Annotated in this window: 13 protein-coding genes; 12 read left to right on the forward strand and 1 reads right to left on the reverse strand. The window is 37.6% G+C overall.

All coding sequences use genetic code 11. The annotated features are described in order from the left end of the window. Positions 1 to 13 precede the first annotated feature (13 nt). The 10 genes from purM to LC455_RS20785 all read left to right on the forward strand — a co-directional run bounded on the left by purM (position 14) and on the right by LC455_RS20785 (position 9097). On the forward strand, positions 14 to 1048 hold the full coding sequence (gene purM / locus LC455_RS20740; RefSeq protein WP_223593600.1) for a phosphoribosylformylglycinamidine cyclo-ligase: 1035 nt from the start codon (positions 14 to 16) through the stop codon (positions 1046 to 1048). Between the two features lie 2 nt (positions 1049 to 1050). Continuing rightward, positions 1051 to 1641, forward strand: coding sequence for a phosphoribosylglycinamide formyltransferase (purN, locus tag LC455_RS20745; protein ID WP_223593601.1), 591 nt, complete (start codon positions 1051 to 1053; stop codon positions 1639 to 1641). Between the two features lie 63 nt (positions 1642 to 1704). Further along, a complete protein-coding gene (gene purD, locus LC455_RS20750) occupies positions 1705 to 2964 on the forward strand; it encodes a phosphoribosylamine--glycine ligase (RefSeq protein ID WP_223593602.1) in 1260 nt (419 codons plus the stop codon). Between the two features lie 401 nt (positions 2965 to 3365). Beyond that, positions 3366 to 3797 (forward strand): hypothetical protein, encoded by a 432-nt coding sequence (locus LC455_RS20755; RefSeq protein WP_223593604.1) that lies wholly within the window; start codon positions 3366 to 3368, stop codon positions 3795 to 3797. Between the two features lie 219 nt (positions 3798 to 4016). Next, positions 4017 to 4730: a conserved phage C-terminal domain-containing protein gene (locus tag LC455_RS20760; protein ID WP_223593606.1), complete on the forward strand. Its 714-nt coding sequence runs from the start codon at positions 4017 to 4019 to the stop codon at positions 4728 to 4730. After that, on the forward strand, positions 4723 to 5061 hold the full coding sequence (locus LC455_RS20765) for a replicative helicase loader/inhibitor (RefSeq protein ID WP_223593608.1): 339 nt from the start codon (positions 4723 to 4725) through the stop codon (positions 5059 to 5061). The genes LC455_RS20760 and LC455_RS20765 overlap by 8 nt, the downstream gene beginning before the upstream one ends. After that, positions 5061 to 6377 (forward strand): replicative DNA helicase, encoded by a 1317-nt coding sequence (gene dnaB / locus LC455_RS20770; protein WP_223593609.1) that lies wholly within the window; start codon positions 5061 to 5063, stop codon positions 6375 to 6377. Before LC455_RS20765 ends, dnaB begins: the two co-directional genes overlap by 1 nt. After that, complete coding sequence (locus tag LC455_RS20775; protein ID WP_223593611.1) at positions 6374 to 6964, forward strand: thermonuclease family protein; 591 nt, start codon at positions 6374 to 6376, stop codon at positions 6962 to 6964. Before dnaB ends, LC455_RS20775 begins: the two co-directional genes overlap by 4 nt. 845 nt (positions 6965 to 7809) lie before the next feature. Further along, positions 7810 to 8007 (forward strand): hypothetical protein, encoded by a 198-nt coding sequence (locus LC455_RS20780; RefSeq protein ID WP_223593613.1) that lies wholly within the window; start codon positions 7810 to 7812, stop codon positions 8005 to 8007. Positions 8008 to 8527: 520 nt separating this feature from the next. Then, complete coding sequence (locus tag LC455_RS20785) at positions 8528 to 9097, forward strand: competence protein ComK (protein WP_223593614.1); 570 nt, start codon at positions 8528 to 8530, stop codon at positions 9095 to 9097. Between the two features lie 317 nt (positions 9098 to 9414). On the opposite strand, the gene LC455_RS20790 is transcribed toward LC455_RS20785, so the two are convergent. Then, the gene (locus LC455_RS20790) at positions 9415 to 9966 is read right to left on the reverse strand and encodes a site-specific integrase (protein WP_223593616.1); all 552 of its coding nucleotides are present in this window, start codon (positions 9964 to 9966) and stop codon (positions 9415 to 9417) included. 340 nt (positions 9967 to 10306) lie between these two features. Between LC455_RS20790 and LC455_RS20795 the strand changes: the two genes are divergently transcribed. Both LC455_RS20795 and LC455_RS20800 read left to right on the forward strand, forming a co-directional pair. Then, positions 10307 to 11425, forward strand: coding sequence for a DNA cytosine methyltransferase (locus LC455_RS20795; RefSeq protein WP_223593618.1), 1119 nt, complete (start codon positions 10307 to 10309; stop codon positions 11423 to 11425). After that, the gene (locus LC455_RS20800) at positions 11412 to 12521 is read left to right on the forward strand and encodes a DNA cytosine methyltransferase (protein WP_223593620.1); all 1110 of its coding nucleotides are present in this window, start codon (positions 11412 to 11414) and stop codon (positions 12519 to 12521) included. Before LC455_RS20795 ends, LC455_RS20800 begins: the two co-directional genes overlap by 14 nt. The last annotated feature ends 95 nt before the right edge of the window (positions 12522 to 12616 follow it).

Consider the following 12616-nt stretch of genomic DNA (forward strand, 5'->3'; position numbering starts at 1 on the left):
AGGAGAGAAGCAAATGAGTGATGCGTACCGTCAAGCTGGAGTCGATATTGATGCGGGGAATGAAGCAGTTGAACGAATGAAAAAACATGTAAAAAAGACCTTTCGTCCAGAAGTGTTAACCGGATTAGGGGGTTTTGGAGCTCTCTTTAAGCCAGACCTAACGGCGATGGAAGAGCCCGTTTTTGTTTCCGGTACGGATGGAGTAGGGACCAAATTGAAAATTGCCTTTGCCATGGACAAGCACGACACCATTGGAATCGATGCTGTTGCCATGTGTGTAAATGATGTCATCGTCCAAGGGGCCGAACCCCTTTTTTTTCTAGACTATTTAGCCTGCGGTAAGATCATTCCCGAAAAAATTGAAGCCATCGTGAAAGGGATCGCAGATGGCTGTGTGCTGGCCGGGTGTGCATTAATTGGCGGCGAGACCGCCGAGATGCCGGGAATGTACCAGGACGAGGAATATGACATTGCTGGATTCACAGTAGGTGTGGTGGATCAAAAACATGTTATTGATGGAACCAAAGTAAAAGAAGGCCAGGTCCTAATTGGTTTAGCTTCAAGTGGTGTACATAGCAATGGGTTTTCGCTTGTCAGAAAGGTTCTATTGGAGGATGCTCAGCTCGAATTAGGTGACTATGTGCATGAATTAGAATCTGAATTGGGTAACGTGTTACTAGAACCAACCAAAATTTATGTGAAATCCGTCCTTTCAACCATACGGAAATATAATGTCTCTGGTCTGGTACATGTAACAGGTGGAGGCTTTTACGATAACATTCCACGGATTCTTCCAAAAGGCTTACAAGTTGTAATTAATGGTGAATCATGGAAGGTCCCGAAAATTTTTTCCTTTATCCAAAATGTAGGCAAAATTTCTGATTATGATATGTTTCGGACTTTTAATATGGGCATTGGCATGATTTTAGTCGTAGATTCTGCAGACTCCCAGGCCATTATCGAGCACCTGCAATCGTTGGGTGAAGAGGCGTATGTAATTGGTACAGTGCAAAAAGGAACCGAAGACGTCGTATTCAAGAAGGAGTAAGTATGAAGATTGCCGTTTTTGCTTCTGGTACGGGTTCTAATTTTGCAGCAATTCTAGAATCCATCAAATCAAAAAAAATCACGAACGTTGAAGTGGTTTTACTAGTTAGCGACCGCCCTGAAGCCCTTGCTGTTCAGAAAGCTAAGGATGAACGGATTCCTGTGCATACTTTTAGGGCCAAGGACTATCCAAACAAACAAGCCTTTGAAGAAGAGATTGTAGAAAAATTAAGACAAAGATATGTCGATTTTATCGTATTGGCTGGATACATGAGACTGCTGGGTCCTGTTTTACTACAAGCCTATGATAGAAAAATCATCAATGTCCATCCGTCCTTATTACCAGCCTTCGCAGGAAAAGATGCCATAGGCCAAGCACTCGATTATGGGGTAAAGGTGACAGGTGTGACGGTCCATTATGTGGATGAGGGAATGGATACAGGTCCCATTATCGCCCAGCGAGTTGTTTTTGTCGATTCAGATGAGACAAAAGATTCATTAGCAAAAAAGATTCAAGGGCAGGAGCACCAATTATTACCAGAAGTGATCCAAATGCTTGTGAATAGTGAGGCAGTAAAAGGAAGCAGCAAATAAGAATGGAATCACTATGGTGTTTACAGGCATAAGACATTTTAAACACTAGGAGGGATTAGCGGAATGAAGGTGTTAGTCGTAGGGGGAGGCGGCCGTGAGCATGCCATTGTTTGGAAATTGTCTAAAAGTCCTAAGATTAAGCAAATTTATTGTGCTCCTGGTAATCCAGGAATCGCAGAATTAGCGAAATGCGTATCTATTTCTGTTTCTGAGATTGAAAAATTAGCTGATTTTGCAAAAAATGAACAAATAGATTTTACTTTTGTGGGACCAGAGGAGCCACTTTCAAAGGGGATTGTCAATTATTTTAAACAACAGGGATTAGCGATTTTTGGCCCTACAAAAGAAGCAGCACTGATTGAGGGAAGCAAGGCATTCGCAAAAGAATTAATGATGAAGTATCATATTCCCACAGCAAAATATGCTGCTTTTACAAACTACGATGAAGCTTTAGCCTATGTTCGCAGTGAAGGAGCACCAATCGTCATAAAAGCAGATGGCTTAGCTGCAGGAAAAGGGGTTATTGTAGCAAAAAAACTGGATGAAGCAGAGGAAGCCCTAAATAGTATGATGAAAGAAGTCACATTTGGTTCGGCTGGAGCAAGAGTGGTCGTTGAGGAGTTTCTGGAGGGCGAAGAAATGACCTTGCTCGCATTTGTAAATGGGACCACTGTAAAGCCAATGATTCCGGCCCAAGATCATAAGCCTGTTTATGATGGTGACAAGGGACCTAACACTGGTGGAATGGGAACTTATGCTCCATTACCTCATATTGATTCATTAATGGTTGAGCGGATCGTCCAAGAAATAGTCCAACCAACAGTAAGAGGGATGGCTTTAGAAGGCTGTCCTTTTGAGGGGATTCTTTATACGGGTTTGATGCTGACGAAGGAAGGTCCAAAGGTGATTGAATATAATGCACGCTTTGGTGATCCGGAAACACAAGTAGTTCTACCACTTTTAGAAACGGATTTACTTGATATCTTATTGGCAAGCCTCTCAGGTGAATTGGAAAATCTAGAGGTGAAATGGAAAAACAAGTCAGCAGTTTGCGTGATTATGTCTTCTGCCGGCTATCCAGGCCCATACAAAAAAGGCCAAGTAATTAATGGATTGGATCAGGTTTCTTATCCGGCAATAGTTTTTCATGCTGGAACCTCTGAACAGCAAGGCGAGATCCTAACCAATGGCGGACGTGTTCTTGGGATCACTGCTATTGGTGACACTTTGAAAGAAGCGAGGAAATTGGCATACCAGTCTGTAGAAAAGATATCTTTTACAGGTGCTCATTACCGAACAGATATAAGTTCTAGGGCTTTCTAATATTTCAATAGGACTTCCCAATTTGGATGTCCTATTTTTTTGTGAACATTTTTTAACAATTTGAATATATCGACCACTTGACTTTGATGATTTTATGAATTGAATAATCCAATTTCAGTGGCAATTTTACCAGATGGTTTAGCCAACCTGTCCCCCTTTACCGGTCAATCTGACCAGATAACATACGGTCAAATTGACCAAAGCAATACCATAGATTACTACAAAGATTACTACAAAAAGAGATATATAGTCCTTTCCTTAAATTTATCAATCCCATTCAATTTAGCCCATGTCCTTTTGAGTCATTCATTAATATATAAAGGTTGAAAGAGTTAGGTGTTCAAAGGAGGGCTTTGAACATCCGAAATAAATAGTAAATCAAGGGATTGGAGAGGTATACAATGACTGAATCACACGGGAATGAAATTTCGGTAGAGGACATTAAAGCGTGGATCCACGGCATTGGTTTAAAGGAGGCCTTTATGTTGTATCAGCTGCATAAATTACTAGAAAACAAATCAAAAATGATAAAAGGAGAGAAATGGGTAAACATCACCTATGATGAGCTGCATGAGGAGCTGTGTATATGGTCAAAGAGCACGATTAAAAGATTGATTCATGGACTCGAAGACCATGGGTACATCGTTTCTGCCAATTGGAATGAATCAAAACTAAATAAGTCGAAATGGTATACAATAAACTATCAAAAGCTTAAGAAGCTTGATCCTATTACCTTTCAGAAGATGATGCCTGGAAGGGGATCGGGTGACAAAAATACAGCTGTCAATTTAGCCGAAACATGGTGCAAACATTTCAAACTTAACGAAGCATAAATCTTTATTTTTAAAAAATAACAGTCAATAAAAACTGCAGCATGATTGATTCATGCTGCTGTTTTTTTGTTTCATAAATCAATTATTTTGAATCCTCCCTTATTACTATTTAAAAAATTTTCTCCACAAGCCTGTCCATTTTTTCCTTTTATATCTATATAAACGATGAGAGGAAATTGAGCCTTTCGACGGACCAATTTAATGAAAGGTAGGAGTTCAATGAGCAGATTATTAATGAATGAAGTACCCATTATGATTCTCCCATCGTTAGCAGTGAAGCTTGGATTGAATGAAGCGGCTATATTACAACAGATTCATTATTGGGTAGAGTCCAGTCAACATGTAATCGGGGGACGAAAATGGATTTACAATACATACAAGGATTGGCAGAAACAGTTCCCCTTCTGGTCAGAAAGAACGATCAGAAGGGCCATTCGTACACTGGAGGACCGGGAGCTGTTGATTTCAGGAAACTTTAATCAAATGCAGATTGATAAGACCAAATGGTACACAATTAACTATGAGCGATTGGGAGAGTTAGAGGAAATCAAGCCTAAACAATTAGTGCCCCTTAGCCAGGAAGAAGAACCTATAGAAACGACTCTAGTAAACACTGAAATACAAGGAATGACTTCAAACGACAAAGCTCCTGTTCTCGAAATCATTCAATATTTCAATGAAAAAACAAAAGCCGACTACAAGCCAGGCACGAATAAAACACAGGAACTCATTCGAGCTAGAGTCAGAGAAGGCTTCACACTGGAGGATTTTAAAAAAGTCATAGACTTAAAAACAGTGGACTGGCTGGAGGACCCGCGGATGTGCAAATACCTTCGTCCAGCGACATTATTTGGCACCAAATTTGAATCGTATTTAAACCAGAAATCTACCAAAAAAACACTGAGCGAGGAGGATTTTGATTTACATGATTAAGCGTGAAACATTTGAATTATTAAAGCAGATTGCCGTTTTTTATGATCAGTTTGTGGTAAATCAAGAGAAAGTGAATCTATGGCATGAAGCACTGAAAGGCTATTCGTTTGATGAAGTGCATCAAAACTTACTTTCCTTTGTAGTGGAATCAACATTTCCTCCGAAACTGGCTGACCTGGTGAAAAAATCACCTCCGATGAATATGACTCCAAGCCAGGAAGAAACGATGAAATGGATTATCCGAAAGCCGCCACTAGCATCCGAGGAAGTGGTCGAACGTCATTTAGCAGAAATGAGAAAGATTTTAGGGATTGTCAGGGGTGAAGGGTGATGGACTATTTAGAGCCAAATAACCAGAGTGCAGAAGAGGCATTTGTGGGGGCATTCTTTTTAGATGAAACATTAATTAAAGAGTGCATGGTACTTCCGGAGCAGCTGTACTCTTGGCAACTTAGGAAGATTTATTCAGCCATCCGCAGTTTAGATGAAAAAGGAAAGCCAATAGATGTTATAACCTTAGTTGAAGAAATTGGAATTCCGACTCTTCAAACGATCGGCGGAGTCAGTTATCTCAACCAATTAGCGGGGAGTGTTCCAACCACAGCCAACTTTCATTTTTATGAAAAATTGGTCAGGGAATACGATCAAAAAAGAAAGACGATTCAAATTGCCAGTAAAATCATCGAGCAGGCAAAGTCATCAGAAATCAGCAAGACATTAAACGATGGCATCCAAGAACTGATGGAGATTGGGGATGATCCTAATGACGGCGAGAGCAGTGATATCCGATCAGCACTTGTCGAATTATATGGTGAATGCGAAAAGGATCATGGCGAAATGGTGGGCATACCTTCCGGCTTTAGCTACTTGGACAAGATGACCTGCGGTTTTCAAAAATCCGATTTAATCATTTTAGGTGCCCGCCCTAGTATCGGAAAGACGGCATTTGCCTTGAATGTCGCTGTGCATGCGGCCATACACGATGTTAGCCTGTTTTTTTCTTTGGAAATGCCAAAAATACAGCTGATGAAACGGATTGTGTGCCTATCGGGAAAAATAAACAGCATCAAAATGAAAAACCCGCAAAAAGAATTTGAAGACCAAGATTGGGAGCAATTTTCCGAAACGATTGGGAAGATGTCTAATATAAACCTGCATATTTTTGACCGTGCAGGAATGAATGTTTCCTATATTTGGTCAAAGGTACGGAAAATGCGAAAACAATACGGTGAGCAAAAAAGGATGCTGGTAGTCATAGACTATCTCCAGCTCATTAAAGGAAATCCGGTACATAAGCAAAATCGTCAGGCGGAAATTAGTGAAATCAGCCGGGCACTTAAAACCATGGCGCGTGAACTAAATGTGGTCGTCATCGCTCTTTCGCAATTGAGCCGCGGAGTTGAAAGTCGCGAGGACAAACGGCCGATTCTCTCGGACCTGAGGGAAAGCGGTCAAATCGAACAGGATGCCGATTTGATAGCCTTCCTATACCGGGATGATTACTATACGAGGGATACCAAGCAAAAAGACAGAATGGAAATTATACTTGCCAAGCATCGGAATGGTCCAACCGGAACAGTAGAACTTGGGTTCAATAAGCAATATGGACAGTTTGTGGATTTGGAAAGTTATGTGGTAAATGGATGAGGAAGAAGATAGTGATCGTTTTGTTAATCACAGTAGCAGCATCACTTGCACTTCCTACACCACATACCCAGAAAGAAGAAAAATACCAGGAGATTAGCATTCTGACGAAAGAAGTAGAAGATAATGCCGGCAGTCCATCGATACAGGAACCAATCATTTTAGTTAGAACAATCGATGGTGATACCATCAAGGTGAAATATCAAGGAAAAACCGAAAAAATTCGATATCTATTAATTGATACTCCGGAAATGAAAAGGAATGGAAAGTGTCTCCACCCATATGCGTTGGAAGCTTTTCAAAGGAATGACCAGCTGGTTAAAATCGGCAACTTAACGATGGAGCTAGAACAAGGGAATTTTAGGGATGCATACGGACGGCTGCTGGCTTATGTTTATGTGGATGGAAAATCGGTTCAAGAGACACTGCTGAAGGAAGGATATGCCCGAGTGGCCTATGTCATTAACCCTCCTTATAAATTTTTAGCAAAATATAAGGATGAAGAAAGATTGGCGAAATCCAGCAAAATAAACATATGGAGTCATCCAAATTATGTAACAAAATGGGGATTTAATGGGTGTGTGCAATAGATAATGATTTTCTAGCAGTATATTGATTTAAAGCCGTGAATTGCTTTTGGATTCTTCCATAAGCCCATGGCTTTTTTATTTATGAATTTTACTTAAAAATCCAATGGTGATATAAGGTACTTTCCAAAAATGAATTCTTCGTGAACGAAAAATGTCAATTTCGTTCACAATTGTTTAATTTTATTTATAGAGTAATTTTTGTTAAAAACTAGGTTAATCGGTGGGGGGTTTTTTTGAAATTTTGATCAAATAATCATGAAAGAATTGCTTTTAATAAAATGAAAATATTAGTTTACTACTATAATGAAATTCCGTCAAGGTTCTGCTAAAAATGGGGCAAGTAATAATTCCGTGAGTAAAGTTTGATAAATGAAGAACTATAAATTCCAATTTACTTTTTTATATGGAAAAAATTATAATGTTTTTGGAAGGGTTGTTGAAGATTGTCGAATTATGACTTTAAAACGTATATAGAAGGAATTGGCAATATAAATACGCTTTTCTACATTGAAAGCGCTGTTTGAAGTAGACCCGGAAGTACAGCGAAAGTTAGAATTCAGGATTTAGAAAGACTGCTTTTCACCGACATTAAAACCGAGAGGAAAGAGGCTCACATTGGATTAATTATCCAATATGATTACAGTGACACCTATACGGAATTAACTAGAAAAGTAGTATTGAACCATCAACATCAATTTAAAATTGTACATGAATTATCACGACTTACAAACCATAACCCATCCAACACTTACTATCAAGAGAAAATGCCGTCTTACCTTATTTGGAGGTAACTTATCAGCTAAAAAAGGCGAAGCAACTTCAGTACATACCAACTGGATGAAGTAATGCCCATTTCACTGGTATTCTTTGAAACGTGGAAAAAGTTATTCCCACAAGAAATGGCCAATCGCAGGAAGTATGTATCCAGCTTAACGGGTTTTCAAATTGCCTTATCCTTAACTATTTTTAAACTAACCAAATACCGCCCGATTCCCCATCTAGAAGCTATCCAACAGCTTAGAAATTTAAAAAATTATTGTTAATGGAAACATGATGATCTGCTATTCTCCGATCTACATAATCATGCAGCCAGAAGAATAACGCAACATTCATCAACCACCTCTATTCAAAGGATTTACATGAAATTTTATTTATTATTAAAAAAGAAAGGATTGCGAATAAAGGTTTTGAAAAAAAATAGTTTTGAAGAATGAAAGCTAAAACTGACAACTCGAATGAGGCAGTTAAAAAAATTTTGATTTCAATAGTACAAATCCCATTTGGAATGAGTTCAAGGGCACAACAAGGGCTGGCTATTACTATTTAGCAAATGACAAAGAGAATATCTAAAAGCTAGTCAAATGGCTGCAGCTCCAAGGGAGGTGAGGAGAATGTGAGAAATATTAATAAAAAAGCCCATAGGTGATCATGTCCTGGCAGACGGCACCCATGAGTTTTGACAAGTTGGGGTAAACCAACTTTATGTTAGTATACCCTTTTTCGAGTAAAAATCAAAGTTTTAAAAACAAATTATTGATAACTTTAACGAAAGGGGTTAACAAAATGGAACTTAAATATAATTATTTAATTAATGAGAAAACAGTTCTATTTTATGGAGTAATTCACAAAAATGGGGAATTATTCACGTTTGTTATTGATGGTGACGACATGTTTTTAGTGGCAATGCCGCCGGTCAAGCTAATTGATAAGTCTCTTATGAGTTATGGATCCAATTTAAAGGGAGCACTTAAAAGCTCTCAACTTTTACTTGGAAAAAAGAGAAAAATGTATCCAATTAAAATAGATGCTTCTTTAAATATATGGCTATTTCCAACAAAATCGTACAAAAAGGAAAATTGTGTTTGGTTTGCACTCAATCACGTAAGAAACACACAGCCGAGAGGCGTTAAATTAACAAAGGTCTTCTTAAGCAACAGACATACAATAGAAATTGTGATGAAGGAATCTGCTTTTCGCAATAAATGCCGTCAAACAGAGGAACTTAAGGGTATGATTACACATAATACAAAAAACTCTGTAAATATATTAACTGAACCAAAAAAAGGATTTATGATTGTAGAAAAAAAAGGCACTTACAAATGCAAAACATTGGGAAGAACAGAAATAATGTAAAGGGAACGAATTTAATTAATGTGAAATACTTGTAACAGAAAAAAGAGAGTTAGTATCTTGAATATTAAAAATAATTTCAGCTGGATATCTTCAATTTGACTGAAGTTTTGCTTTGATAAATCCTCTCTATACATAAGTACTGGTGGTCTCGACAGTCTTCAAAACTGCTTGAGACCTGCGTGCCAGGTCTGGTGGGTTCGATTCCCACACAGTCCCACTAACCCTTGCATATCAAGGGATAGAGTCTTTTCACTAATGAAGCAGAAAGCCTCGAATTTATCCTTTTTCTCACATTGGGTGCCAAATGGGTACTGTGACTATTCGTTATCATCTTCGTCGTCAAAAACCTCAACCGCCTGTTCCTGAAGAGAAGGAATCACATGACTATATATATCTAATGTAATCCCAATGGTAGAGTGGCCTAAACGTTCACTGACAATTTTGGGATGTACATTTTTTTGCAGCAAAATGGAAGCGTGAGAATGTCTTAGGTCGTGAAAACGAGATTCCTTTAATCCAGCTCGTTTAAGCGCAATTTTATAAGCCTTGTGTAATTCGCGAGGGTTAAGATAATGACCATTTGAATTAAAAAACACTAAATCATTGGGATTAAAGTGATCTCCTAAATGATTTTTTAACTCTTGATAACGTTTATAGTGGCATTTTAAAAAATCCAAAAGCTTTTTCCCAATGACAATTCTTCGGTCTTTTCTACTCTTTGTTAGGTCCTTGATTCGTACATTGCCCTCTTTATCCACATAAGCGGACTTGGTAATCGTCATTCGTCGATTATCAAGGTCGATATCTGTCCACTTCAAAGCACGCAACTCACCTAAACGAGCTCCAGTATGGCCTGCCGTGTAAATCACTGGGTAATTGACGTAATTATATTATGTATTTTGGCTGCCTGAAGGCAATAAGGCAGAAGGATAAAAATTAAAGAGCTAAAATATGCAAGATTTTTGGACCTCTTGTATATTTCGGCTTTTTTTATTTAATAGAGATTGTTTATACAGAAATCTGTTTTATAAACAGGAACGTATGTGCTATAATGAGTGTAAGCAATTGATAGCATAATTAATGACGATATTTATCGTTTGCTCTGGTTAAATATTCTTTAATTAAAAACTAGTTCCTAGTCGATGTAAAAGTGATATAATATTACTTTGTCTAACCGTTAAAAATAGGAATCCACAAGGTGGTTTTAACATGTCGTACAAAGTGTTTGATTTTTTCGCAGGTTGTGGAGGATTCTCAAAGGGCTTTGAATTAGCAGGTTACGATATTGTAGTTGCTAATGATATTTGGGAACCAGCGAAAATTACTTATGAATATAATCATAGAAATACTCATTTTATCTTAAAAAATATAGAAGAGCTTGAATCAAGAGAGATTGCCAACCTATATAATGGTAATCCTGATGTTATCATTGGTGGTCCACCATGTCAGGGGTTTTCTCTTGCAGGGCTAAGATTGATTGATGATGATAGAAATAAGCTTTATCGTGAATTCGTCCGTATGGTAAATGAATTTCAGCCCAAAATGTTTGTTATGGAAAATGTCCCGGGGCTGGTAAAGAGAGCGAAAGGCTATTTTGTAGAACAAATTCTGCAGGATTTTAGGGAAATAGGATACCATGTTGAATATGCTATTTTGAAGGCTTCAGATTATGGTATTCCACAAATTAGACAGAGGGTATTTTTTATTGGTAGTCGAAATAATAAGTTCCCAATATTTTTCCCACCTCAAACTCATTTTGATCCAAAAGGTAAATTAGATTTATTTAATATAAATTCCATGCAAGAGCATGTTACTTTAGGACAAGCAATATCAGATTTGCCCTTACTTGACGACCCAACGGATATGGGTGAAGAGATTCAAAATTACATTAGAGAACCAGAGAATGATTATCAAAGACTGATGAGAATAAACTCTAACTATGTGTACAATCATATTGCTACAAATCATTCACAGAAGACTAGAGATATTATTCACTTAGTTCCTGAAGGAAAGAATTTTAAATCTTTACCGGAAGAACTAAGAGGAACCAGAAAATTCAATATTGCTTGGACAAGACTCGATAGTAAAGAGCCTTCATATACAGTTGATACGGGCCATCGTCATCATTTTCATCCATGGACCGATCGAATACCTACTGTTAGAGAGAGTGCAAGAATCCAATCATTTGATGATTCATTTATTTTCCAAGGTACAAAAACAAGTCAGTATACCCAAGTTGGTAATGCTGTGCCACCATTATTAGCTCGTGCAGTTGCTCAGGCTCTTACTGCATCACTTGAAAAGGAAGAGATATATGTCACAAATTAAAGTTGTTTCATTATTCAGTGGTGGAGGGTTAATGGATTATGGTTTTGTTAGAGCAGGATATAATGTAATATGGGCAAACGATATTGAACCTGCTGCTGTAAAGGCATATAAGACTAATATCGGTGACCATATACACCTTGCGGATATTTCACGAATGAGAACTTCAGAAATACCTGATGCTGATGTTATTATTGGAGGATTCCCTTGCCAACCATTTTCTTTTTCTGGTGCAAACGAAGGGGTAAATGATGATAATGGGAAATTGGCTTATCAATTTTATAGGATGATAAAAGAAAAAAATCCTTATGCTTTTGTTGCGGAGAATGTAAAAGGTATTACAACACGTACTCACAAAGAGTTTTTTGTTAAATTTGTTAATATGCTATCTTTGCTTGGATATAGTGTGAAATATGAAACTCTGGATGCCTCTAAATATGGAGTGCCACAAAGTAGGGAAAGAGTATTTATCATAGGAATTAGATCTGATCTAAATACTACTTTTAACTTTCAAGATATAGAAAAGGCGCCTCGTGTTACGTTAAATATAGCTCTTAAAAATGTAGAGGGTTTGCCAAACCACGAGAATACTCTTAAATATTTTTCTCCTAGAGCTCTATACGGTGGGCTTAAAAGAGGTGGTAAGGGTGGCACCTATGGGATGAGGATTCAAGAGTGGCATAGTACTAGTAATACACTTAGATCCCATATTGCAAAAGATGGTATTGATTTTATACACCCGGAGTGTGGCCTTTCAAACAAAGTATTAAGTTATCTTTACGCAAAGAAAGAAGATAAATCTGTTTCTGATTTACAATATATGGCGAATGAAATTTATGAAAATTTTAACCCTAGAAGACTTTCAGTTAGAGAGTGTCTTAGAATTCAAAGTGTCCCGGATGAATATTATTTTATTGACGACAGTACTCCACTTGAAAAGGCAATCAACCCTGATTTAGAAATTCCTATTACAGGCCAATACAAGATAGTCGGAAACGGAGTGCCGACCTTATTAGCTGAAAAGGTAGCAAGGACGTTGAGTCAGAAAATTAAACACATAATACTTGAAAAGAAAAGTGAACGGGTACCTGTAAAATAAAATTTTCTTCTAGTCAAAAATAAATCAATATAAAAGCAATGCATCTTTGTGATATGCATTGCTTTATTTTTTATATGAAAAAAACTATATGAAAT

The organism is Neobacillus bataviensis, assembly GCF_019969725.1.

Coding starts and splice junctions, on each gene's coding strand:
- LC455_RS20795 (WP_223593618.1), top strand. CDS start 10,307: ATGTCGTACAAAGTGTTTGATTTTTTCGCAGGTTGTGGAGGATTCTCA.
- purN (WP_223593601.1), top strand. CDS start 1,051: ATGAAGATTGCCGTTTTTGCTTCTGGTACGGGTTCTAATTTTGCAGCA.
- LC455_RS20765 (WP_223593608.1), top strand. CDS start 4,723: ATGATTAAGCGTGAAACATTTGAATTATTAAAGCAGATTGCCGTTTTT.
- LC455_RS20800 (WP_223593620.1), top strand. CDS start 11,412: ATGTCACAAATTAAAGTTGTTTCATTATTCAGTGGTGGAGGGTTAATG.
- LC455_RS20760 (WP_223593606.1), top strand. CDS start 4,017: ATGAGCAGATTATTAATGAATGAAGTACCCATTATGATTCTCCCATCG.
- LC455_RS20785 (WP_223593614.1), top strand. CDS start 8,528: ATGGAACTTAAATATAATTATTTAATTAATGAGAAAACAGTTCTATTT.
- LC455_RS20775 (WP_223593611.1), top strand. CDS start 6,374: ATGAGGAAGAAGATAGTGATCGTTTTGTTAATCACAGTAGCAGCATCA.
- purM (WP_223593600.1), top strand. CDS start 14: ATGAGTGATGCGTACCGTCAAGCTGGAGTCGATATTGATGCGGGGAAT.
- LC455_RS20755 (WP_223593604.1), top strand. CDS start 3,366: ATGACTGAATCACACGGGAATGAAATTTCGGTAGAGGACATTAAAGCG.
- LC455_RS20780 (WP_223593613.1), top strand. CDS start 7,810: ATGCCCATTTCACTGGTATTCTTTGAAACGTGGAAAAAGTTATTCCCA.
- dnaB (WP_223593609.1), top strand. CDS start 5,061: ATGGACTATTTAGAGCCAAATAACCAGAGTGCAGAAGAGGCATTTGTG.
- purD (WP_223593602.1), top strand. CDS start 1,705: ATGAAGGTGTTAGTCGTAGGGGGAGGCGGCCGTGAGCATGCCATTGTT.